The sequence below is a fragment of the Mesorhizobium sp. WSM4822 genome (genome assembly GCF_055811155.1).
The window spans coordinates 613,526-635,419 of sequence record NZ_JBVVQM010000001.1; the positions used below are offsets into that span (position 1 = coordinate 613,526).

21 protein-coding genes are annotated in these 21,894 nt (G+C 61.2%); 12 read left to right on the forward strand and 9 right to left on the reverse strand.

Annotated elements, in window-relative coordinates; translation table 11 throughout:
- Window positions 1-4 precede the first annotated feature (4 nt).
- Window positions 5-781 carry an SDR family NAD(P)-dependent oxidoreductase gene (locus AC0L3E_RS03045; protein WP_164873809.1) on the reverse strand — a complete coding sequence of 259 codons (777 nt, stop codon included), beginning with the start codon at window positions 779-781 and terminating at the stop codon, window positions 5-7.
- Between the two features lie 238 nt (window positions 782-1,019).
- Between AC0L3E_RS03045 and AC0L3E_RS03050 the strand changes: the two genes are divergently transcribed.
- From AC0L3E_RS03050 to AC0L3E_RS03085, 8 genes are all read left to right on the forward strand, one after another.
- The gene (locus AC0L3E_RS03050) at window positions 1,020-1,655 is read left to right on the forward strand and encodes an RraA family protein (protein WP_473604182.1); all 636 of its coding nucleotides are present in this window, start codon (window positions 1,020-1,022) and stop codon (window positions 1,653-1,655) included.
- Between the two features lie 147 nt (window positions 1,656-1,802).
- Window positions 1,803-2,912: a branched-chain amino acid ABC transporter substrate-binding protein gene (locus AC0L3E_RS03055; protein ID WP_128306988.1), complete on the forward strand. Its 1,110-nt coding sequence runs from the start codon at window positions 1,803-1,805 to the stop codon at window positions 2,910-2,912.
- Window positions 2,913-3,030: 118 nt separating this feature from the next.
- Window positions 3,031-3,942 (forward strand): branched-chain amino acid ABC transporter permease, encoded by a 912-nt coding sequence (locus AC0L3E_RS03060; protein ID WP_023809510.1) that lies wholly within the window; start codon window positions 3,031-3,033, stop codon window positions 3,940-3,942.
- Window positions 3,942-4,901, forward strand: a complete 960-nt coding sequence (locus tag AC0L3E_RS03065; protein ID WP_245466214.1) for a branched-chain amino acid ABC transporter permease — start codon at window positions 3,942-3,944, stop codon at window positions 4,899-4,901. The genes AC0L3E_RS03060 and AC0L3E_RS03065 overlap by 1 nt, the downstream gene beginning before the upstream one ends.
- A 2-nt stretch (window positions 4,902-4,903) precedes the next feature.
- Window positions 4,904-5,668, forward strand: coding sequence for an ABC transporter ATP-binding protein (locus AC0L3E_RS03070; RefSeq protein ID WP_473604184.1), 765 nt, complete (start codon window positions 4,904-4,906; stop codon window positions 5,666-5,668).
- A complete protein-coding gene (locus AC0L3E_RS03075) occupies window positions 5,668-6,396 on the forward strand; it encodes an ABC transporter ATP-binding protein (protein WP_473604185.1) in 729 nt (242 codons plus the stop codon). The genes AC0L3E_RS03070 and AC0L3E_RS03075 overlap by 1 nt, the downstream gene beginning before the upstream one ends.
- Before the next feature lie 395 nt (window positions 6,397-6,791).
- Window positions 6,792-6,995, forward strand: a complete 204-nt coding sequence (locus tag AC0L3E_RS03080) for a CsbD family protein (RefSeq protein WP_013533227.1) — start codon at window positions 6,792-6,794, stop codon at window positions 6,993-6,995.
- Window positions 6,996-7,397: 402 nt separating this feature from the next.
- Window positions 7,398-7,823: a c-type cytochrome gene (locus AC0L3E_RS03085; protein WP_473604186.1), complete on the forward strand. Its 426-nt coding sequence runs from the start codon at window positions 7,398-7,400 to the stop codon at window positions 7,821-7,823.
- A 469-nt stretch (window positions 7,824-8,292) separates the two neighbouring features.
- Here the strand turns inward: AC0L3E_RS03085 and AC0L3E_RS03090 are convergent, their stop codons facing one another.
- From AC0L3E_RS03090 to AC0L3E_RS03100, 3 genes are all read right to left on the reverse strand, one after another.
- Entirely contained in the window at window positions 8,293-9,174 is an 882-nt protein-coding gene (locus AC0L3E_RS03090) for a cytochrome c oxidase assembly protein (protein WP_128306983.1), read from the reverse strand.
- A 96-nt stretch (window positions 9,175-9,270) separates the two neighbouring features.
- Entirely contained in the window at window positions 9,271-11,025 is a 1,755-nt protein-coding gene (locus AC0L3E_RS03095) for a thiamine pyrophosphate-dependent enzyme (RefSeq protein ID WP_128306982.1), read from the reverse strand.
- Between the two features lie 106 nt (window positions 11,026-11,131).
- A complete protein-coding gene (locus AC0L3E_RS03100) occupies window positions 11,132-12,142 on the reverse strand; it encodes an ATP-dependent DNA ligase (protein WP_128306981.1) in 1,011 nt (336 codons plus the stop codon).
- 226 nt (window positions 12,143-12,368) lie between these two features.
- On the opposite strand from AC0L3E_RS03100, the gene AC0L3E_RS03105 reads away from it, so the two are divergent.
- From AC0L3E_RS03105 to AC0L3E_RS03115, 3 genes are all read left to right on the forward strand, one after another.
- Window positions 12,369-12,959 (forward strand): LysE family translocator, encoded by a 591-nt coding sequence (locus AC0L3E_RS03105; protein WP_128306980.1) that lies wholly within the window; start codon window positions 12,369-12,371, stop codon window positions 12,957-12,959.
- A 326-nt stretch (window positions 12,960-13,285) separates the two neighbouring features.
- Window positions 13,286-14,578: an Nramp family divalent metal transporter gene (locus AC0L3E_RS03110; RefSeq protein ID WP_473604188.1), complete on the forward strand. Its 1,293-nt coding sequence runs from the start codon at window positions 13,286-13,288 to the stop codon at window positions 14,576-14,578.
- An 87-nt stretch (window positions 14,579-14,665) separates the two neighbouring features.
- The gene (locus AC0L3E_RS03115) at window positions 14,666-15,157 is read left to right on the forward strand and encodes a hypothetical protein (protein WP_127270596.1); all 492 of its coding nucleotides are present in this window, start codon (window positions 14,666-14,668) and stop codon (window positions 15,155-15,157) included.
- Window positions 15,158-15,232: 75 nt separating this feature from the next.
- Here the strand turns inward: AC0L3E_RS03115 and katE are convergent, their stop codons facing one another.
- Window positions 15,233-17,344: a catalase gene (katE, locus tag AC0L3E_RS03120; protein ID WP_473604189.1), complete on the reverse strand. Its 2,112-nt coding sequence runs from the start codon at window positions 17,342-17,344 to the stop codon at window positions 15,233-15,235.
- A gap of 290 nt (window positions 17,345-17,634) precedes the next feature.
- On the opposite strand from katE, the gene AC0L3E_RS03125 reads away from it, so the two are divergent.
- The gene (locus AC0L3E_RS03125; protein ID WP_127326434.1) at window positions 17,635-18,198 is read left to right on the forward strand and encodes a sigma-70 family RNA polymerase sigma factor; all 564 of its coding nucleotides are present in this window, start codon (window positions 17,635-17,637) and stop codon (window positions 18,196-18,198) included.
- Here AC0L3E_RS03125 and AC0L3E_RS03130 read toward each other — a convergent pair whose 3' ends face one another.
- The 4 genes from AC0L3E_RS03130 to AC0L3E_RS03145 form a co-directional block, all read right to left on the reverse strand.
- Window positions 18,199-18,375 carry a hypothetical protein gene (locus tag AC0L3E_RS03130; RefSeq protein WP_127270589.1) on the reverse strand — a complete coding sequence of 59 codons (177 nt, stop codon included), beginning with the start codon at window positions 18,373-18,375 and terminating at the stop codon, window positions 18,199-18,201.
- A gap of 463 nt (window positions 18,376-18,838) precedes the next feature.
- Window positions 18,839-19,753: a class I SAM-dependent methyltransferase gene (locus tag AC0L3E_RS03135; protein ID WP_127320154.1), complete on the reverse strand. Its 915-nt coding sequence runs from the start codon at window positions 19,751-19,753 to the stop codon at window positions 18,839-18,841.
- 3 nt (window positions 19,754-19,756) lie between these two features.
- Window positions 19,757-20,731, reverse strand: a complete 975-nt coding sequence (locus AC0L3E_RS03140; protein WP_128306976.1) for a GNAT family N-acetyltransferase — start codon at window positions 20,729-20,731, stop codon at window positions 19,757-19,759.
- Window positions 20,732-20,739: 8 nt separating this feature from the next.
- Entirely contained in the window at window positions 20,740-21,888 is a 1,149-nt protein-coding gene (locus tag AC0L3E_RS03145) for a glycosyltransferase (RefSeq protein WP_128306975.1), read from the reverse strand.
- Window positions 21,889-21,894 lie beyond the last annotated feature (6 nt).

A 21,894-nucleotide genomic window follows, 5' to 3' on the forward strand; every position in this document is an offset into this window, starting at 1 on the left:
GCGGTCAGTCCTTCACCGGCACCGTATAATTCAGGATCAGACGGCCGCCGTCCGGATAGATGGTCTGGCCGACAATGTAGGAAGCGTCGTCGCTGGCCAGGAAGGAAGCGACGCTGGCAATCTCCGATGGCTCGCCACAGCGGCCGCTCGGCGTGCGCGACAGGATGGTCTGGCGCTGCGCTTCGCTGGCCATGACCGAGCTCTTGACCATGTCGGTCAGGATGGTGCCGGGGCCGATGGCATTGACGCGGATATTGTGCGGGATCAGTCCGACGGCCATCACCGCGGTCAATTGCTTGATGCCGCCCTTGGACACGGCATAGGCGACGGAATTGGGGATGGCCAGAATGGCGTTGATCGAGGACATGTTGATGATCGAGCCGCCGCGTCCCTGCGCGATCATGGCTCGTGCCGCGGCCTGTCCGAGCAGGAAGGGCGCCTTGAGATTGATCCGCTGAACCAGGTCGAAGGCTTCCTCGGGGAAGTCGACGAAATCGTCCAGATGGATGATGCCGGCATTGTTGATGAGGACGTCGACGCCGCCGAATCGCTCCGTGGCCTTGGCAACAATATCAGCTGCCATTTCCTGCGTGCATTCGGAGAGATCCGCCGATAGCCAGGCGGCACGCTCACCAAGACGTTCGGCATGCTCGCGCCCGCGATCGGCCTGTATGTCGACAAGCACCACCTTGGCGCCATCGGCATGAAAGCGCTCGGCGCAGGCAAGGCCCAGGCCTCGTGCCGCCCCGGTGACGATCACGACTTTTCCTGCGTGCTTCACAACCCAATCCCTTTTTCACAATTACGCATTTGTGGATATGTTATCCAATCTATCTTGAACTTCGACGCCATTGCAAGCCCCGGATAAGTGGATCTGTTGGGTCGGTTCTGCAGCCGTTTGCCGTTCCTAAGCCGCTTTTGGCTTTTTTCTGCCAACCATCTTAAGCCGGTTGACTCCACTGAATTAATTGTGATTGGATACTATATTCATAAAGTGACGACGGCGAGGAGTGTAGGCGATGGCGGATGGATCTCAGGAAAGCGAACTGATCGACGCGTTCCGCGCCCTTGCGACGCCGTTGATCAGCGACAATCTCGCTCGTGTCCCCGGGGCTGTCGGGTTACGGCCGTTTCATCGGGTGAGCGGCGTCATGGCGGGGAGGGCGCTGACGGTCAGGACCCGCCCCGGCGACAACCAGTTCATCCATCGTGCGCTCGATCTGCTGCAGCCCGGCGACGTCATTGTCGTCGACGGCGGTGGCTATGAGGGGCGCGCGCTGGTCGGCGAAATCATGACAAGTGTCGCGGCTTCGCGCGGCGCCGCAGGCATTGTCATCGACGGCGCCATTCGCGATGCCGGTGCCATCGGCCGCAATCCGTTCCCATGTTTCGCGCGGTCGGCCATCCATCTCGGACCTTACAAGGATGGTCCGGGAGCCATAAATGTTCCCGTCTGCATAGGCGGCATGGTCGTCGGTCCTGGCGACATCGTCGTCGGCGACGAGGATGGCGTCGTGGCATTTCCAATCGACGGTGCCGCGGCCTTGCTGGCGGCCGTCCGGGCGCAGGAAGCCCGCGAGGCCGAGATCATGCAGAGCATCCAGGAGAACCGTTATCAGGGAGCCTATGCCCGGGCTTCAAGCGGCAGTCACTGATCTGCCGGGTCAGTCCTTGCCGGTGACAATCGTGTGGCCGGCCGGCGATCCTGCTCAACATAACCGCTCCGCAGCTAACCGGGGGCGAAACAATGCATTTCGGGCACGCCGCCTGGATGCACCAACAGGGGAAAATGGAGAGAATTGATGGTTGTTTCCTTCAAGAGGCTAGCTTGCGCCACCGCCCTTGCCGGGCTGGCTCTGACCACGATGGCCGCGGCTGCCGACATCAAGATCGGCATCGTGGCCCCCATGACCGGCCAACTGGCCAGTGAAGGGCAGGATATGGAGAACGCCGTGAAGATGGCGATCGATGCCGTCAACGCGAAGGGCGGCGTAAACGGCGACAAGATCACTACCACCACCGCCGACGACGCCTGCGATCCGCAACAGGCGGTGACCGCAGGCAGCAAGCTTGTCTCGGAAGGCGTGACCGCCATCGTCGGCGGCTACTGCTCGGGCGCCGTCTTGCCGACATTGAAGATCTATGGTGACGCCGGCATTCCGTTCGTCATCATCGGAGCGAACTCGACCAAGCTGGTCGCCGCCAATCAGGGCAATGCCTTCCTCGCCAATTCGACCGGCGACATGCAGGCGACGACAGCCGTCGAACTCTTCAAGAAGAACGGCTACAAGAAGTTCGCGTTCGTGGACGAAGGCGATGCCTATTCGTCCGACCTGGCCAAGTTGACCGCCGAAGCTTTCAAGAGCGCTGGCGGCGAAATTGCCGCCAAGGAGACCACCACGGCCGGCGAGCAGGACTATTCGGCGGTCGTCACCAAGATCAAGTCGAGCGGCGCCGATGCTGTCTTCTGGACCGCCTACCATGCCGGTGGCGCTCTGCTCACCAAGCAACTCCGGCAGGCCGGGTTCCAGGGCGGCATCGTGCTGGGCGACGGCAACAATTCACCGGAATATCTGGAGATCGCCGGGTCGGCCGGTGAGGGCGTGTACCTGTTGTCTCCGCCGACTGTCGACCTCTTGTCCGGCGCCGCCGACTTCAAGGCCAAGTACAAGGAAACCTATGGCCGCGACGCCGGCGCCTATGCGGCGCTCTCCCACGATGTGGGCGACCTGATCGTCGATGCGATCACGCGGGCCAAGTCGGCGGATCAGAAAGCGATCATCGAGGCGCTCAAGGCGAGCGATTTCAAGGGCCTCGCCGGTGAAATCAAGTTCACCGACAAGAACACGCTCCAGACCTCGAACTTCCGCCCGGTGATTGCAAAGGGCGGCAAGTGGGTGGCTGTCGAATAAAGGCCAACCGGATTGATGCCGAGGCAGGCCTTGTGGCGGCCTCGGCGTCACCGCCGATTGTCTGGTGCGCCGACGCTGCGCCCAGACAAGACTTTTTCAATTCTGCCCTGGAGCATCAATGACGCTCGACCTGCTTATTCAGCAACTGGTGAACGGTCTTATCGTCGGCTCGTTCTATGCCCTGATCGCGCTTGGCTACAGCATGGTCTTCGGCGTCATCAAGCTCCTGAATTTCGCCCATGGCGACATCTACATGAACGGCGCCTTCGTCGGCCTCATCGTGTTCTCCTTTGTCGGCATATGGGTCGGCAATGGCTGGCTGGGCGTGGTCTGCGCCTTGCTTGTGTCGATGCTGGCTGTCGGCTTGCTCGGCGTCATCATCGAACGCTTCGCCTATCGGCCGATGCGCAACGCGCCGCGCCTCTCCATCCTCATCACGGCGCTCGGTGCCTCGATGGTGTTGAACGGCACGGCACTCGCCCTGACCGGCGGGCGGCATTACGCCTTCAACACCGACCTCGGTTTTGCCGGTGTCGACATTTCCACCGTTCATATCACCTACACGCAGATGGTTCTGGTGGCCGCCTCCATTGCTCTTATGGCAGGCATGCAGGCCTTTGTCTCACGCACCATGTACGGCAAGGCGATGCGCGCCGTGTCCATCGACATGGGGGCGAGCCGCCTGATGGGCATCGATGTCGACCGGGTGATCGCCTTGACGTTTTTCATGGGCTCGGCGCTCGCTGCCGGCGGTGGGGTCATGGCCGGCGCCTATTATGGCAGTGTCCATTTCTTCATGGGCTTCATCATGGGGCTCAAGGCCTTCACCGCCGCTGTCATAGGCGGGATCGGCAGCGTGCCGGGCGCCATGCTCGGCGGCTTGCTGCTCGGCCTGCTCGAGGCTTTCGGTTCGTCCTTGCCCTTCGTCGGATCGGAGTGGCGTGACGTCTTCGTTTTCGGGACCCTGATCCTGTTCCTTGTGTTCAAGCCGACCGGCCTTCTTGGACGCTCTGTCGTGGAGCGGGTGTGATGATCGACGAAGTCAGAACCATGCCGACCGCCGTGCAACCGCAATTGATGCGCTGGTCCGTCGTGCTGCCCGGCCTGACGGCACTCGCCGTCGCGCTGGTGTTGCCGCAATTCGCCAACGGCTATGTGACGGAGGTGGCAACCACGGCGCTGCTCTATGTCGTTCTGTGCCTCGGCCTCAACATTGTCGTCGGCTATGCAGGCCTGCTCGACCTCGGCTACGCCGCCTTCTTCGCAGTCGGCGCGTACACGTCAGGCATCCTGACCGCCGAATTCGGGTTCAATTTCTGGCTCACCATCCCGGTCGCCATGGCGGCAGCCTGCGTGGCTGGCATCATCATCGGGGCTCCGACATTGAGATTGCGCAGCGACTATCTGGCGATCGTGACGCTGGGCTTCGGCGAAATCGTGCGCATCATCGCCCGCAACCTCGACATCACCGGTGGCGCGAGCGGACTCATCGGCATCGAGCGCCCGGAGATATTCGGCTTCAGGTTGATGCAGGTGCAGCACTTCTACTATGCGTTCCTGGTGCTTGCGCTGCTCACCGCCTTCGTCTGTCTGAGCGTCGAGCGATCGCGAATGGGACGAGCCTGGTTCTACGTTCGCTACGATGAGGACGCCGCCGCCGGCATCGGCATCAACCGTGTCACGGCCAAGCTGCAAGCCTATATGATGGGCGCTGTGATCGCTTCCGTGGCCGGATGCCTCTACGCAGCCAAGATGACGGCCATCTCGCCGGAGAGTTTCACCTTCAACCAATCGCTGCTCATCCTTCTCGGCGTCGTCCTGGGCGGCATGGGCCGCATTCCCGGCGTCGTCCTTGGTGCTGTTCTGGTGGCCCTGCTTCCGGAGGTGCTGCGCGGCGCGGGGACCTATCGTCCCCTGGTGACTGCGGTTGCGCTGCTGGCAATCATGCTCTTCAGGCCGAACGGGCTGTGGCCGGACAAGCGAGTTTGACCATGGCGCTGCTGGAAGTCCGCGATCTGCGCCTCAGTTTCGGAGGACTGAAAGTCCTTCACGACATTTCGTTCTCAGTTGAGAAAGGCGCCATCAACAGTCTTATCGGGCCGAACGGGGCCGGCAAGACATCACTCTTCAATTGCCTGACCGGCTTCTACAAGCCGAAGGGCGGCTCGATCAGTCTGGGCGGCCGGCCAATCACCGGCTTGCCGCCGCATCGCATCACCGCGCTCGGCCTCGCCCGCACATTCCAGAACATCCGGCTGTTCAAGGAAATGACCGTTCTGGAAAACGCCATGTCCGGCCAGCATTGCCGCAGCCGCCACGGCATCATGTCGGCGATCCTGCACTTGCCGGCACAGCGGCGCGAGGAGGAGGCGATCCGCGCGGCTGGCATGCGCTGGCTCGATTTTGTCGGTATCGAGCAGCATGCGCATCGCCGCGCCGGCGGTCTCTCTTATGGCGATCAACGGCGGCTCGAACTCGCAAGAGCCCTGGCGTCGGCGCCCGAGATCATCCTGCTGGACGAGCCCGCCGCCGGCCTGAACGAGCGCGAGAAGCTGGACCTTGTGCACCTGATCCGCCGCGTCCGTGACGAAACCGGCGTCACCGTCCTGCTGATCGAGCACGATATGGGCCTGGTCATGCAGGTGTCGGAGAAGATCGTGGTGTTCGACTATGGGCAGAAGATCGCCGACGGACCGCCGGAGGCCGTGCGAACAGACCCCAGGGTCATCGAAGCCTATCTCGGTACGGAGGAATGATGGACGCCGAAATCGTTCTTTCCGCGGACCGCATCGTCGCGCGCTATGACGGCATCGAAGCCCTTCATGGTGTCAGCCTTTCGGTCAAGCGCGGCCAGATCGTCGCCCTGCTTGGCGCGAATGGTGCGGGCAAGAGCACCACCCTGCGCACGCTGTCCGGCCTTGTTGTCGCATCCTCCGGATGTGTCCGCTTCCAGGGCGAGGACATAACCAAAGTCCCTGCCCATCGCCTGCCGCATCGCGGGCTCGTCCACGTCCCGGAGGGAAGGCGTATTTTCGGCGACATGACGATCAAGGAGAACCTTGACCTGGGCTCTTTCACGCTTGCCGACGACGCCGAGCGCCGCCGGCGGCTGGATCATGTTTTCGAGCTCTTCCCCATCCTGGCGCGCAGACAGAATGGCGATGCAAGGAACCTCTCGGGAGGCGAGCAGCAGATGCTGGCGATCGGCAGGGCCCTCATGGCCGCGCCCAAGGTGCTGTTGCTCGACGAGCCTTCCATGGGTCTGGCGCCGCAACTGATCAAGGAAGTCATGAACATCGTGCAGCGCCTCAATCGTGAAGGCGTGACCATCCTGCTTGTGGAGCAGAATAGCAAAGTCGCCCTGAAATTCGCCGACTATGGCTATGTGCTCAAGGCTGGGCGCGTTGTGCTTGAGGGACCAGGCAGTGATCTTGCGAGCAACGAAGCGGTCATCAGCGCCTATTTAGGTGGCGTCGCTGCTTAGCTGGCAAAGCTGCCAACTCCCGGATTTTTACAAAATGAGGCCGCCACTCCAGTCCAGCCCCTAACATATTGATTTGTGCAGGAAGCACTGACCCTCAGAGACAGACTACGCTGGCTTAAGATGACAGTGCCTCTAGACGGACGGCGGCGACAGGATGAAAAGCGCTTGCGCCTGCTTGGTGGCGGAACTGTTGCGGAAGGTGTGGAGGCGTCTTGGGTCGAAGTCATGGCGTCGCCTTCGAGCAGGACGACCTCAATTGATGGCGCAGGCTGAGCGTAAAGGAATGGGTCGCGGCCTGTGAGAGCAAGACGAGCGTCGAGTTCCAGGAACATCCGTCGTTGATTTGCGTTTGCTCTCCGAGGTTAGACGTTTTCAAACCGAAGGAGAACGGTGTCATGGACTGGAACCGCGTGGAAGGAAACTGGAAACAGGTGAAAGGCAAGGTCAAGGAGCAGTGGGGTAAACTCACGGATGACGACCTTGACCGCATCGCCGGCAAGCGCGATCAACTCGAAGGCAAAATCCAGGAGCGTTACGGCATCGAAAAGGACCGTGTGCGGCGCGATGTCGATGATTGGTACGGGCGGCAGGGTTGGTAGGCATGTGAGCCCCGGCTGTGGCCAATTCCAGGACGCGGCCCAACAGTCCGGCAGGACCATGCAGGCGCTGAGCCTTGTCGTAGCTGAATTTCGCAGCAAGGATTTCGTACTGTGGCAGAAAATATCTCTCGCAAGCAAGCGCAACGGGGGACAAGAAGAATTGTCATGTGGGCGATCGCAGTTATCGCTGTGGTTTTTCTTGTCCTACTGGCTACATTCGTGTTCGGCCCGTTGGTATGACTTTCATGGCGATGATTGGAGCTGTCTCCGATCCGATCCGGGAGGATGATCGGGTGTTGGTCGGGGACGTCGGCACGGGCCACCAGTGAGCAACTATGCTTCAGGCGAGGGCATGCGGCCAGAATCCGGCAGCGCATTGAGCGCAGAGAGTGACAAGCGCAGATGAACCGGCAGGCCGCCAAGCAAGCGTCGCCCCAATTCTTGTGGTTGGCAGGAGCATCGGCGGCTGTCGTCATCGGTTTTGCCGCCTTTGCCAGTGGATCGGTTCGCAGCAACAGTCTGCGACAAACCACCATTGTGCAGGCCATCGGCGGCGACCCTGAACGGGCCGTCCCGGCAATGATCCGCAACGGCTGTGGCGGATGTCACGAAATCCCGGGGGTGCCCGGCGCCCATGGCACCGTCGGTCCGTCCCTGCAAGGCGTCGTCGAAAGAGGATATATCGGGGCGTCGCGAGCCACCCCGGATGCGATGATGCGCTGGATCAGCAGGGCGCGGGACGTTGACCCGAAGACGGCCATGCCCAATACAAATCTGTCGCCTCAAGAGGCGCGCGACATTACCGCCTATCTCTATGCAAGAACATGAGGCGCGCTGAACTCATCCCACGGCGCAGGCGTCTTGCCAGCAAAAGCAGCAGGCCAAGCATCAACACGGCGGCGCCCGCCGCAAGTGATTGAGCCGCCAGAATCATGATTGTCTTGCTGGTTGTCGTTCCTGCCCGCAGATCAGATCAAGGATTCTCCGGGCGTTCGCACCGTGTGCATGGAGGGCCGATTGCCGATCGCCGCATCCTGCCAGTACCAACATCGACGCTGCGCTGACCCACCTCAAACGCGGTTGCGCAGCCTTTCCCGTAACAATGCCAGTCAGGATTTGCGTTGGACATGTAAAGGCAAGCGACATTTGCGGTCATGTCCGCCTGCGAGAGCGGACCAACGGACTCATGCACCTCGCCATGAAGGATCCACCATCGTTGCCAAGGCCATAACGCAGCTGGCTGAAAAAGGATGCTTGGCAACACCGCCCGGTGAAAACCGACGTGAAGCGGTGCGGGTTAGACGATGCGCAACTCCTGGGGAGCCTGATGCCGCCGGCTGCTCGTTTGAATCCAGAAAGCGACCGAGAGCAATGCGGCTCCGCCATAGATCAGGCCAGCGGGAATCCACATGATCAAGCCTGCAAGTTGCTGGTCCTCGAGCGGGCTGAGCCCCCACAGATCCGAGCCGACGGCATTAGCCGGATACCACAGCTTTGGCGAGACGACGAGCAAAACCCCGAGCAGCCCGGTGTGGAGCGAGGTGAAGAAGAGATGCATCACCGCATTGCCGCAAGCGTGCTCGCGGCCAGGGCGAGGCAGCAGCACCCACCAGAACAAAAGCCCGGTACCGAGCAAGCTCGCATGCTGGGCATAGTGCAGGAAACCCTGCTGGAGGGCAGCCTCGAACAGCGCCGGGACATGCCAGATCCATATCGCGGCTCCGTGCAGGACGGTCGCGACCACAGGGCGGCTGATGAACGCCCAGATCGCCCGAAGCGTATTTGCATGTCCGGCCGCTCCGAATATCTGGCGCAGCTGTACCGGCAGTGCCCACATCATCGCCGCTGTCGGGCGGGAGGCAACCAGCAGAGGCGCTGCGACCGCCATCAGCAATTCATGCTCGATCATGTGCGCCGCAAACACATGTTCGCCCAACGCATGGATCGGGCTTACAAGGGCGAACGCCAGGACGGCCCAGCCGGCAGCAAACTGGAAGGCCTGCCGTGATCGCAAGCGGCGTCCGCGTCCGCTCCGTCGCCACAGTCGGCTGGCGCCCGCTGTGTAGAGCGACACGACTGCCAGGAGCGGCAATGTGATGGGAAGCGCCAGTGTCCAACCGGCTTGCGGGGCGCCGTTGCCATAGCAGATCGAGGTCGAAAAGAGCGCGTCGAAGCTCATGATCCGCATCCGTCAGCCGGAAGAGCACCGGAGCTCCGGTTCATCTGGAAAGATCCAGATTGAAGCCACTGAGGCGCTGTTCTCACCTCCGTGCCTCTAGGCGTCCATCATCGATTTCGCCGGCTCCCGGGCGATATTTTCTTCTATGCGTTCGTGTCCCGGTGTCCGCGGCAGGGCCTGGCGGAAGTTCTTGGCGTAATCTGCCGGCATTTTGGGCGGCATCAGCGGCTCATACGCATCTACCAGCGCTTCGATCACGACAGGGCCTTGCGTGGCGAAAGCCTGGTCGAGAACCGTCTCGATCTGATCGGCCCGCTCGATGCGAAAACCCTTTGCGCCCATTGCTTCCGCCGCCATGGCAAAATCGATCGGCTGCAATTCGCAACCGAATTGCGGATTCCCCAGAAACATCATCTGCTCCCAGGCGATCTGATTGAGCATGTTGTTCTTGATCACCAGAACCTTCAGCGGGATCTTGTAGCGCACCGCCGTCGAGAATTCGCCGAGCTGCATGGCAAAGCCGCCATCGCCGACGATGGCGGCAATCGGGCGACCGGGAAACGCGATGCCGGCAGCGATGGCGTAGGCGAGACCGCAAGCCATCGACGCCAGCGATCCGGACACCCCAAATGCCTGGCCGCTGCGAAGATCGACATGGCGGGCGGCCAGTTCCGTGTTCTGACCGGAATCCGTGGCCAGCACCGTGTCGTCGGCCAACCGTTGTCCGAACGCCCGGGCAATCGCCTGTGGCTTCAAGGGTTGCGCCTGCATGTCTTCCGACTGCCGCATCATCTCGCGCCATTTCCTCATGGTCTCCTGGGAACGGTGCAGGAACTCATCGGAGGGCTTCTGCGTCAGACGTTGGTTCAGCGCGCGCAATGTCTCGGCCGCGTCGCCGACAAGGCCGGCCTCGACCGGAAAGCGCAAGCCGATCCGCTGCGCATCGCAGTCGATCTGGACGCCACGGGCCTGCCCGGGCTGCGGGTAGTATTCGATATAGGGAAAGGTCGAACCGACAATCAGCACCGCGTCACAGCTCTCCATCGCCTCTTGCGAAGCCAGGGTTCCAAGAATGCCGATCCCGCCGGTGGTGTAGGGATGGTCGTCCGGCAGCACCGCCTTGCCCAGCAAGGCCTTCGCGACAGGCGCCTGCAGCAGTCGCGCCGTGTGTTCGAGTTCGGCGGCCGCGCCGATGGCGCCGCGTCCGGCCAGGATCGCAACCCGCGAAGCGTCATTGAGAATGGCGGCGGCTTTGTCGAGCTCAACCTCCAGCGGTACGCTGTGACCGGCGAACATATCCTGCGGCGTGTGCGCCGGGCGATTGCGCTTGGAGCGCTTCGACGGATCGCTCTCCTGCTCCTGGATGTCGCTGGCAATCGAAAGATGGGCGACGCCCTTGCGCGCCAGCGCGGTTCGGCAGGCAAGGCTGGCGACGTTTTCCATATGCGCGGCGTCGGCGACATGTGCATTGTAAACGGAGACATCGTGGAACACGCGCGTCAGATCGACATCCTGTTGCGTGAACGTCTCGATCAGATCGTGGAACTGCATGCCCGTAATCGCCAGCACCGGAGCCTGGTCGAGCTTGGCGTCATAGAGGCCGGTCAGAAGATGTGTTCCGCCGGGACCGGACGTCGCAAGGCACACGCCCAGCTTTCCTGTCCACTTGGCATACGCACATGCCATGAAGGCAGCCGACTCTTCATGCCGGACCTGAACGAAGGCAATCTTGTCGCGCCGCGTCCGCAACGCTTCCATGACGCCGTTTATGCCGTCTCCCGGCAAGCCGAACACCACCTCCACGTCCCAGGCGACGAGCGTATCGATGAGAATTTCTGCTGCATTTGGCATGTCTGGGTAGCCCCGGTGGATGGTGTCCGAACCGGTGAATCCCGAGTTGGTTCCTTCGTCACAATAAATCGTGACAGGTTTCTGGAAGCGATCTTCCAGGAGCGGTCTATTCGATCTGCTCAAACGTGCATTGCCGTGGCGCCTTGTCGGGGCGCCAGCGCAGCAGTTTGGTGCCGTGGCGAAACCGATTGCCGGTAACGTGATCGAAGCGGACCTCCACCACCAGTTCAGGTTCCAAGGGTTCCCATTGTCCGCTGCGCTCCGTGCTCCAGCGGCTCGGGCCGCCGGGCGCCTTGCCGGTGAATCCGGGCTCTGACCGCAGCCCTTCCAGCCGGCGCGTGAGCGCTCCTCTGTCGGTCCTGGCGATGGTCGACGTGAAGCCGACGTGATCGAGCTTGCCGTCGTCATTGTAGAGGCCGAGGAGCAGCGAGCCAACCTCACGACTGTCCGCGAGATAACGGAAACCGCCGACAACGCAATCGGCGGTGCGCCTCGGCTTTACCTTCACCATCGCACGTTCCCCGCACAGATAATGCTCATCAAGCACTTTGGCCATGATGCCGTCGGTCGATGCATGGCCGGAGCCGTGTAGCCATCGAGCCGCCGTGGCTGCATCATAAGTGCACTTCGACAGGCGAAGATCTGGACTGTTCGAGGAGGTCATGAAGTCCTCGATCGCTCGCCGCCGTTCCACAAGTGGCTTGCCCGTGATGACCTCGCCGCCCGGCCTGGCAAGCATGTCGAAGAGGATCAGACTGGCAGGCGTCTGCGAACTCAGTTTGCGGATTCTGCTTTGTGCCGGGTGAAGGCGCATCTGCAGCGCCTCGAAGGAAAGCTCACCGTCAACCTCAATGACAATCTCGCCGTCGAGGACGAAATGCCCGCGCTTGAGGTCACGCAAAATGTCCGTGATTTCTGGAAAATAGCGGCCGAGCGGCTTGCCGGATTTGGCGCGCAGGTCAACGGTGTCGTCGCTCTTGAAAGCCAGGCAGCGAAACCCGTCCCATTTGGGCTCGTACTGCCAGCGGTTTCCATCCCGGGGGATTTCATCGGCAAGCCTGGCCTCCATCGGAGACGTGTCCAGCGGGAGCGGGAAGGCGTTTATCGGTTCATGCACGGGTAGGCCTCCAAAACCGGTTCAGGAACGGCTCCGGCTTTTTTCAACTTCCAGGACTGGCACCGCGTTCCATCTGACGGTTCATGCCTGGTTCTTCGCGATGGGACATTTTCATTTGCCGCGGAATCCGGATGACGGCTGGCCGCTTTGATGTCATCGGCAGCGCTAACGGAGATGCCCCATCGATCCCTCATTGTGGATAGCTTTTGTCGGAACCGTCATTCTCATGCAGGTGCCGCCAGGTCCCGACAGCATGCTGGTGATGGCCCGCGGCATCGGACAGGGGCGCGACGTGGCGCTGTTCACGGTGCTCGGCATGACGCTGAGCGCCGGACTTGTGCAGCTTCCGCTGATTGCATTCGGCCTGTCCTCGCTTGTCCACGCCTCGCCCCTGGCGTTCAATCTGCTTCGATGGGCCGGGGCGGCCTACATCGTCTGGCTGGGTGTCCGGCTGCTGCTTTCATCCTCGGCAACCATTCCCACAGGTGACCTCAAGGCCCTGCGGCCGCTCGCCGCCGCCCGGGAAGGAATGATCGCCAATCTGAGCAATCCCTGGCCTTTGATGTTCATGGTTGCGTTCCTGCCGCAGTTTGTGGATCCGCACAGGGGCTCCGTCACGTTGCAGCTGGTGCTGCTTGGCGCAACACAGAAGATAACCGGTGTGCTGGTGCTGGGAGCCTATGCCTTGGCATCGGGCGCGGCCGGGGCATGGGTCATGCGGCACCCTCGCGCAAGGCTTTGGCAGCAGCGGCTCGCCGGCTGTCTCATCATCGGCCTCGGCTTACGGATGGCGATCGGCGGCGGTACGAGCCGCTGACCAAGCGGATGAACGGGCTGGGCCGAACACTCGACTTTGGCGCCGCGGGATTTTCTTTCGGGGAAAGTTTTGTGCCAAGTCGCCTGAATGACAGGCTCCGACACCCTTCTTCAGTGGAGCGGAGCATTCGCTTGGATGTCCGGCTCCGCCGAAAGAACCCGCATCGGATGAAACATCGTCGCGGGCCGGGACTGGTCCAGGAACAAAAAGCCTGACCAGAGGTTCGAGCCTCGATCTCAATGCAGCTTGAAACGGCTGCTTCATCGCCGTCCGATTGGAATGTTCGTCATGATTTCTTGCGTGGCCTCGGTAAAGACGCGCCTTCAATGAACAAGCCACCTGACGAGGGCCAAAGGGCAAGCGAGCAAAAAAAAGGCGGCGTCGTTCGGGCTCTCGGGCTTGGTCTGATTACCGGTGCGGCCGATGACGACTGCTCGGCCATCGGTACCTACGCGAGCGCCGGAGCGCGGTTCGGACCCGATCTGCTGTGGACGGCACCTGTCACGCTGCCGATGATGTATCTCGTCGTCTACCTTTCATCCAAACTTGGCCAGGTTTCGGGTCGCGGGCTTTTCAAGGTCATATCGGACTTTTATCCGCGTTGGCTGCTATGGTCCGTGCTGGTGGGCGTGCTGATTGGCAACACGATCGAGGCAGCCGCCGATCTTGGCGCCATGTCGGCGGCCATCGTGCTGTTCGTTCCTCTGCCTGCTCCTTTGGTCGTCATTGTCGTCGCGATCGTCATTTTTGCCCTGCAGGTGTTCGGATCGTATAAATTGATCCGAAATGTGTTCCGGTGGCTGGCTCTGGCTCTGCTTGCCTATGTGGTCTCCGCGGTGCTTGCCAAACCGGATGCCGCCTCTGTCCTGCGTGGCACGCTGTTGCCAAAAATCGAGTTCACCCGAGAATACCTGTCCATCCTCGTCGCCATCATCGGGACCACGCTCTCCGCATACCTTTACACATGGCAGTCCAATCAGGAGGTGGAGGAGGAGATCGCCAAGGGTCGAACGAGCCTCGAAGAGCGCAAAGGCGCCACCGAGGGCGAGCTGCGCCGATCCCGCCGCGATATCCTGATCGGCATGACGTTTTCCAATCTGATCATGTACTTCATCATCCTTTCGACAGGGTCGACGCTCTACAAGGCCGGGCAGACGCAGATCGAGACAGCGGCACAGGCGGCCGAAGCGCTGCGGCCGCTTGCCGGCGACGCTGCCGGCATTCTCTTTGCGGCCGGTGTAATTGGCGTCGGCTTTCTGGCCGTGCCGATCATGACCGCTGGCGCCGCTTTCGATTTCGCCCAGGCGATGGGATGGAAGAATAGCTTGCATGCCAAACCTCGGCAGGCTCCCAAATTCTATATCGTGATGGGGATCATAACGCTGGTGGCGGTGGGTCTCAATTTCTTCGGCTTCAACCCTATGAAAGCCCTGGTCTGGTCGGGCGTCGTGCAAGGATTTTCAACGCCACCTCTGCTGCTTCTCATCCTGATCATGACCAACAATCGCAAGATCATAGGCGACAAGGTCAACAGCATAAGCACGAACATCCTGGGCGGCGTGACGACCCTGGCGATCTTTGCGGCGTCGGCGGGACTGGTGGCAAGCTGGTTCCTGTAGCTCGCCGGGCGGGAAGGATGTTCAGGCGCAGTGGAACATCGGCGGTCAAATGTCGTTGAGACGCTTGTGGGAGAAAGGAGGTTGTCCATGTCAAAGTTGCAGGCCGCCACTCCGGATCGTCTAAGACAACTCAGGCTTGAAGCTTCAGCACATTTTGCTCCGTTGATGCTGAACGAAGCCCTGTTGCGCCTTTCCCATGCCTGCGGAGGCGACAGCCTCGACCGCTTCGAGAAAGCCATGGTTGATCAGATCGAGGCGGCAGAGGACGATCGCGCCGATTTCGAAACGATCAAGGAATTCGCGATCGAGCAACTTTACGCCCTGGTCCGGAACGCCAACGATTCGCCAGAGAGGAAACAGCCGCTTGAGAAGATAGACACACGCAGAACGCCCGGCCGTTCCGAAGAACCACGCACGCTCGAGGACCAACTGCAGGCGGGATTGGAGGATTCCTTTCCGGCGAGCGATCCGCCCTCAGTGGTGTCCACGACCATTTCAGGCGGAGCAAAGAAGCTGGTCGGGACCGATGAGGTCCTGGAAAAGCAGCGGCAAGCGTCCAGCAAGGAAGATCGCTCGTAGATCGGGGTGCGGACTGGGTTGGCGGCAAACCAAAGCCTGCGGACATGCCAGCGGAAAACAGCTGACGTCATCGCATCAAAGCTTGACAGCCGCCTCCCGCGCCCAGAGCCGCAGCTTCCGGCATGACCGCACAAATGCAGTTACCGAAGCTGCCGAATCCAGCCGCGTCAGCCCCTCATCGGCATCGGGAGCGACGCCTGCTTTGGCCAGGAGCGGCTCGGCCCCCGGGGTGAAGCCGATGAACTTGCAGTGCGCAAACGCATCAGACACGAAATCCTTCGCAGCGGCCTCCTTGACCAGCAACTCGGCGCCCGCCTCGGAGAGGAGCAGCACCACCGCGTCGAACAATACGGACGGACCGCCGTCGATCATGTGCCTTGCCTCGATGTGGGTGCCGTCGGCGGCTTCGACGCCACCCACCTTGGGCGCAACCACCTCCATCACCGCGCCTTCCGCTTCGATGGCGGAACGAAGTTCCTCGAACAGCGCGACATCGGCTCCATCGCTGAGCATGACACCGACTTTGCGGCCTTCGAAACTATTGGGTCCATTTTGGATGATGCTGAGCGCCGGCGACGGCGGCAAGTCATCGCGCGGCGGAACGGCGGCTTCGGCAGGTTCGGGCAGGTCACGGATGCCGAGCTTGTCGGCGACCGTGGTCGCCAGCGTTTCATCGATGTTCAACAAATGCGAAACCATGCGCTCGCGGATCGCCGGCGCCTGGACCTTGCTCAGTTCAAATGTCAGCGCCATCGCGATGTGACGCTGCTCCGGTGGTGTCTGGCTGTTGAAGAATTGCCGGGCCTGGCTGTAGTGATCGGCGAAGCTCTCCGCGCGCAGACGTACTTTCTGCCCTTCTTCGGCATCGGCGAAAGAACGGAAGCCACGCTGCGGATCCTCGCGCGGTCCCAGTCCCCATGAGTTCGGCTCATAATTGGCACGACCGGCCGGGTTGCGCATGGCCATGTGCCCGTCCTGTTGAAAATGGGCGAACGGGCACTTCGGCGCATTGATCGGCAGATGGGTAAAGTTCGGGCTGCCCAGCCGTTTCAATTGGGTATCGAGATAAGAGAAGTTGCGGCCTTGCAGTAGCGGATCGTTGGAGAAATCGATTCCGGGCGGCACATTCTGCGTCATGAACGCCACCTGCTCGGTCTCGGCGAAGAAATTGTCCGGCATCCGGTCGAGCACCAGCCGACCGACCGGAATTGGTTCGAGGATCTCCTCCGGAATGATCTTCGTTGCGTCCAGGATGTCGAAGTCAAAACTGTCGGCAAATGCCTGATCGAACAGTTGCACCGTCAACTCCCATTCCGGGAAATTGCCGGCCTGTATAGCCTCCCACAGATCGCGGCGATGGAAGTCGGGGTCGGCGCCATTGATCTTGACCGCCTCGTTCCAGACCACCGATTGCATGCCGAGCTTCGGTTTCCAGATGAACTTGACGAAGGTGGATTCGTCCCTCGCGTTGACGAGGCGGAACGTGTGCACACCAAAGCCTTGCATGAAGCGGAAGGAACGCGGGATCGCGCGATCCGACATGATCCACATCACCATGTGCATCGATTCCGGCATCAGGCTGATGAAGTCCCAGAAATTGTCGTGCGCCGTCTGTGCCTGCGGGAAGGCACGGTCCGGCTCCTGTTTGGCGGCGTGGATCAGATCGGGAAACTTGATGGCGTCCTGGATGAAGAAGACCGGGATGTTGTTGCCGACCAGATCCCAATTGCCTTCCTTGGTGTAGAGCTTGACCGCGAAGCCGCGCACGTCGCGGGCGAGATCGAACGAGCCCTTGTTGCCGGCAACCGTCGAGAAACGAACGAATGCCGGCGTCTTTTCACCAACTCGCTGGAAAATGTCGGCACGTGTGTATTTGGCAAGTGACTCGTAGGTCTCGAAAAAACCATGCGCGCCATAGCCGCGGGCATGAACGACCCTTTCCGGGATGCGTTCGTGGTCGAAGTGGAAAATCTTCTCGCGAAAGTGAAAGTCTTCGATCAGCGATGGTCCGCGCTCACCGATCCGCAATGTGTTTTGGTCGTCGGAGACAGGCGTTCCGAGCGCCGTCGTGAGCGCAGGCGTTTCGTCCCCCGCGACCTGGTGCAACTCGCCGCCATTTCCGCGCGCGCTATTCTGATCCAGTCCACTTGCCGATTGGCGAGCGGAGGGGCGAGCGGATTTGGCCATGACAGGTCCTCGATCGATACCGGAAGGTTGAAGTGGTCAAGCCATCAAACTGCCGGTGAGCGGCTTTGTTCCCGTAAAAATGGACGCTGGAGACACCGCTGTCGGAGGAGCCGTGACTGCTGCGGCGATGGTGCGCGCCGATCGGATGACAGATATCTCCGCCTGCGCACAATTTATGAAGAGTTGTCTCCAGCACGAGGAACGAACCAAACTTCCATGCATTTAGCTGGGGCTGCGTTCACACACTCTTTCTTCTGGGAGCTGGACCATTGTCATCCGGAGGCTGCCTTTTGGCCGACCAGGAAACCAATGAAGTTTCCATCGTTGACCTGATACCTGCCCTGCGGGCATTTGCGCGCACCTTCTGCCGCGTCCCCGACGACGCTGACGATCTCGTGCAGGAGACACTGACCAAGGGTCTCGCCAACATCGACAAGTTCGAACCCGGTACGCGCATGAAGTCGTGGCTCTTCACCATCATGCGCAACACTTATTACACCCGGGTCAAGATCGCTGCCCGGGAGTCGCCAGGCCTGCTCGACTGCGCGTCTTCGAGACCAATTTCGGAAGCCACCCAGGAATGGACCGTTCAGAGCAAGGAAGTTCACGGCGCCATTCAAAGGCTGCCTGAACACCAACGCGAGGTCCTGATGCTGATCGGCGTTTTGGGAGTGAGCTACGAGGAAACCGCCGACATATGCGGTTGCGCGGTCGGGACGGTCAAAAGCCGCCTGAACCGTGCGCGCGCCAACATCCTTGAATTCCTGGGGGAGAGTTCGCTGCAGACATTGATGGAAAGACGAAACCAGCTGTCGGATGGTCAGCTCGATGTCGAGGTCGACGGCCGCAGATAGTCAGTTCTTCACGTCGCGCCGACGTTTCTCGACGAGCGCGTTCTGCAATTCGATCGCCAGCTTGGTCAGGCGGTCTGGAATTTTTTCCTGCTCTATGGCGGCCAGCAGGGAAGCAATCTCCTGATCCACAGCCATCTCGACATGCGGATCCGGGGTATCGTCGCTCGAACGAGACATCACATTCTCTTGATAGCGGGTCCCTTGATCCTAGTGTGGTGATAAGCGCCTGGCATTACAAGGCGGTGTCAACCGCCAAGAAGCTCACCAGCGGCCCCTTGCACAGGTTTATTTCCTTGCTGCTCCTTCGTCGTCCCGGGCCATGGACGCGCGGCGGTGGCGTTCAATCCCTAGGCAATCGGTCAGCGGCGTGCTCCTGATATTGATCGGGCTTGATCCGATTGCCGTCCAGCCCGCGCTCTTGGCCATGCTGCTTCTTGTTGCGATTCGACAAGACCGCGTTTTCTTCGATCTCGTCCTTCTCCGGGGAGGTCACCGCGCCGGCGCCGGCACTCTTGCCTGGCTGCTGCGGCCGAATTGTTTTTTACCGCCGGATGCCATGATTATCCTCCTTCAAATAGGGGACACTCGTCGGTGCCCGTTGTTCGACGTCCGAACTGGCATCGCGCTGTAATGTTCCGCTTCACCCAGCGAGCAGAAAGGCGTCGCCATCCCACGACCGAAACGGCTTCTCGCCGTCGATGAGGACCCGCAATTGATGAGCTTGCGCCAGACGGCCGATATCATCGCGGTCTGAGAGAAGTGATCCGCGATAGGAATAGTTCAGCAAGGCGAGCCAGCCCGGCCGTTTCAGAACGCGCGCAATTTCGTCGAAATGCCGATCAGCCATGCCGGCCAGAACCAGATAGGGAAAGCTGTCCACCGCCAGCACGCAATCGAAACTGGCGTCGGCGAATTCGGACAGATCGAGACCGGAGGTTTGTCGCAACTCGACATTGCCGAGTGCGGCGCATTGCTCGGAGGCGATGGAGATCATCCGCGGCGATATGTCGATGCCGACCATGCGCTTGAAGGATGTGCACAGCGCGCGCTCGAAACGGCCGATGCCGCAACCGATGTCGAGAATGCTTCGTTCCCTTCCGGTGAACTCTCGCGCTTCCAGCCATGCGACGATTTCATTGGTCGTGACTGTGAGCCTTGCCTCATCGCCGAGGGATGCCAGTTGGACACTCGCGGCTCCCGAAATCGCTGCCGCGGCATCGAAGCTGGAGGCCAGCCGCATGACGACAGCGACATTCGTCTCGTCCTCATCGCGCTCATGCCGAACGGCGCCACCCGTTGCCCGCAACATGGCGAAGACGTCTGGTTTGCAGCGCAGCAGTCCGGCGACCTTTCGCAGCCTTGCTGCGTCGCCGGCATCCGCCGGCTGGACCTTCAGCACGACCTCCGCCAATTCCGCCGCTCCAATTGTGGGCGGCAGGTGGAGCGCCAGCCTGACGAGAACACCTTCGGCGCAAATGCCATCGGCCATGCAGTCTTCAACCGCCAGCCTGACCGATGTCGTGCGCCGGGCGGCTTTCGGTGCGGTTACACTCATGCATCAACTCCGCGTCCAGACCCTGCGCATCGTCCACCTGTCGACGGCGCCCCAGCCATATTTATAGGCCTCCTGGCCGCGCAGAAAATCGAACTCGCGCGCATCTTCGCGGATCGCTTCCGCGATTGCGTGGCCAATCAGGATCGCACCTGGGCTCTCCTCGGCATAAGCAGGGTCGAAGCCACCGAGATAAGCATAGGCACGGCCGCGGTGGTGAAATCCGTAATAAGCGCCGACGGTTCCGCCATCGATCGCGAACAGCCAGCATCGCACCAGACCGTGAGCGTCGAGCAAGGGAAGTGAGAGCCGATGGAATTGCTCGACGGCGGCGTTGGCCAACACACCGCCTCCTTGTTCGGCCCAGCGCATATTGTGCAGGCGGATCAATTGATCGAGGAAAGTTTGCGGACTGCCGCTTGCCGACAACAGCGCGATCCGGCCGCATCTTGATGCGGCTTGACGCGCCCGACGCAACTGGCGTCTGCGTCTTGCGGGGACGCAGCCTGCAAGCGTTTCGTCGCCGGCGAGGGCGAGCACGGGGCAGGCGGCATGGGCGGTCGGCCAATCCATCTCGGGATGCGTCATCGCAAGGGAGAGGCTGTCCTGCGGCAAGTCCGACAAGATCCATTGCGCCCACCCGATCGAGAGGATCGACTCGGCGACAATGTCGACGACCTCGGCTTCGCTCCCAGGGACAGCCAGAATGTCCAGATAATCGCTGAGCGAAATGCCGACCGGAAGCAGCTTCGAACCGGATATCCCATGCTCGAGGTAGAATGGCGCCAGCCCGACCAGATCGTCGCCACGCCAGACCGCGACCGTCGCCAGTTCACCAGGTGCGAATGCGTGCCACCACGGCACCAGCCAGGCGGGAGATTGAAACGGAGTCGCCGAGGGACTCTGCTGCCACAGTTTCCACCAGTGCGGCGTTAAGGCGTCCAATTGTGTGAGGTCACCGATGATTTCGCTGCGCAGCACAGCTTAGCTCACGGCGTCGCCGCGAAGCGCCGGCGACCAGTGCCAAGCCGTGCCAGCGCTTGATAGGCGTCCATGTAAGACGAGATCATCCGTTCCAGCGAAAACCGCCGTCGCGCTTCAGCCCTGCATGTCTCGGCATCCAAGCTGGGCGCCGCAAGAATGGCTTGGGCCATCTCGTCGACCGTATCGACGAGAAAGCCCGTCCTGCCGTGCTCTATGACATCGGGAAGCGCACCATTTGGAAAGGCGACCACCGGGGTACCGCAGGCGAGGGCCTCCATGGCCACAAGCGAGCTGGTCTCGGCTGCGAGACTCGGAATGACCAGACAGCGCGCCGCATTGAGAATGCGTCGCTTGGCGGTGAAGCCGAGAGGGCCAAGGAAGCGGCGGCGGCCATCGAGGCGAGGTTGGACCTCATCGCGAAAGTACCGCGTATGCGTTTCATAGGGATAGACCTTGCCGCCGATGACCAGTTGCACATCTGCCTGTTTGGCTGCGTCGAGCGCCAGGTGGACGCCCTTTTCCGGACAAACCCGGCTTAGAACAAGGGCAAAGTCGCGCTTCGACTGCAGCAGGGTCAGTGCTTCGATGTCAACGCCGTTCGGAATCGGCGCCGTCAGCCGGGCGTCTGATGGCGCGGTTTTCTGCTGGGTGGGCGAGACCGCATGGAGCCAGAGGTCACCGCGCGTCGGGCGCAATGCCGCGGCCGGATACCAATCCAATGGCAGGTGGAGGGTCACCAAGGTCGGACCATCGTCGGGCAGATAAGCGTCGAAATCTATGCCGTGCAGATGAACCACGTCGATGGGCCATCGGGCACGGGCAGCCGCGATCGCCTCGCGATGGGCCTGTTGCGCGCGGCTCTTCGCCGCCTCGTCGAGTACGCCGTTTTCGGCCGGTATTTCCACAAGCGTGCCGCTCGCGCTGGAGCCTCGGCAGCCAATGACGATAGATCGATGACCGGCCTGAACCAGTGCCCGATCCAGCATCGACAGAACCTGTTCGGCACCGCCGACAGCGTCGGGGCCGACGGGCGCGAGAGGGTAGGCAACATTGAGGACGGTGAGTGTCTCGCCTGGGCGCGTCTCGTTGCCCTGCGCCGTATCTCCACCCGTCAACGGCGTCGCGAAGTCCTGCATCTGATGCATGGGCAGCATGACATT

What these genes read in the sequence shown, in the direction of transcription:
- AC0L3E_RS03050 (WP_473604182.1), top strand. Translation starts at nt 1,020, where the DNA reads ATGGCGGATGGATCTCAGGAAAGCGAACTGATCGACGCGTTCCGCGCC.
- AC0L3E_RS03055 (WP_128306988.1), top strand. Translation starts at nt 1,803, where the DNA reads ATGGTTGTTTCCTTCAAGAGGCTAGCTTGCGCCACCGCCCTTGCCGGG.
- AC0L3E_RS03060 (WP_023809510.1), top strand. Translation starts at nt 3,031, where the DNA reads ATGACGCTCGACCTGCTTATTCAGCAACTGGTGAACGGTCTTATCGTC.
- AC0L3E_RS03065 (WP_245466214.1), top strand. Translation starts at nt 3,942, where the DNA reads ATGATCGACGAAGTCAGAACCATGCCGACCGCCGTGCAACCGCAATTG.
- AC0L3E_RS03070 (WP_473604184.1), top strand. Translation starts at nt 4,904, where the DNA reads ATGGCGCTGCTGGAAGTCCGCGATCTGCGCCTCAGTTTCGGAGGACTG.
- AC0L3E_RS03075 (WP_473604185.1), top strand. Translation starts at nt 5,668, where the DNA reads ATGGACGCCGAAATCGTTCTTTCCGCGGACCGCATCGTCGCGCGCTAT.
- AC0L3E_RS03080 (WP_013533227.1), top strand. Translation starts at nt 6,792, where the DNA reads ATGGACTGGAACCGCGTGGAAGGAAACTGGAAACAGGTGAAAGGCAAG.
- AC0L3E_RS03085 (WP_473604186.1), top strand. Translation starts at nt 7,398, where the DNA reads ATGAACCGGCAGGCCGCCAAGCAAGCGTCGCCCCAATTCTTGTGGTTG.
- AC0L3E_RS03090 (WP_128306983.1), bottom strand. Translation starts at nt 9,174, where the DNA reads ATGAGCTTCGACGCGCTCTTTTCGACCTCGATCTGCTATGGCAACGGC.
- AC0L3E_RS03095 (WP_128306982.1), bottom strand. Translation starts at nt 11,025, where the DNA reads ATGCCAAATGCAGCAGAAATTCTCATCGATACGCTCGTCGCCTGGGAC.
- AC0L3E_RS03105 (WP_128306980.1), top strand. Translation starts at nt 12,369, where the DNA reads ATGCAGGTGCCGCCAGGTCCCGACAGCATGCTGGTGATGGCCCGCGGC.
- AC0L3E_RS03110 (WP_473604188.1), top strand. Translation starts at nt 13,286, where the DNA reads ATGAACAAGCCACCTGACGAGGGCCAAAGGGCAAGCGAGCAAAAAAAA.
- AC0L3E_RS03115 (WP_127270596.1), top strand. Translation starts at nt 14,666, where the DNA reads ATGTCAAAGTTGCAGGCCGCCACTCCGGATCGTCTAAGACAACTCAGG.
- katE (WP_473604189.1), bottom strand. Translation starts at nt 17,344, where the DNA reads ATGGCCAAATCCGCTCGCCCCTCCGCTCGCCAATCGGCAAGTGGACTG.
- AC0L3E_RS03130 (WP_127270589.1), bottom strand. Translation starts at nt 18,375, where the DNA reads ATGTCTCGTTCGAGCGACGATACCCCGGATCCGCATGTCGAGATGGCT.
- AC0L3E_RS03135 (WP_127320154.1), bottom strand. Translation starts at nt 19,753, where the DNA reads ATGAGTGTAACCGCACCGAAAGCCGCCCGGCGCACGACATCGGTCAGG.
- AC0L3E_RS03145 (WP_128306975.1), bottom strand. Translation starts at nt 21,888, where the DNA reads ATGCTGCCCATGCATCAGATGCAGGACTTCGCGACGCCGTTGACGGGT.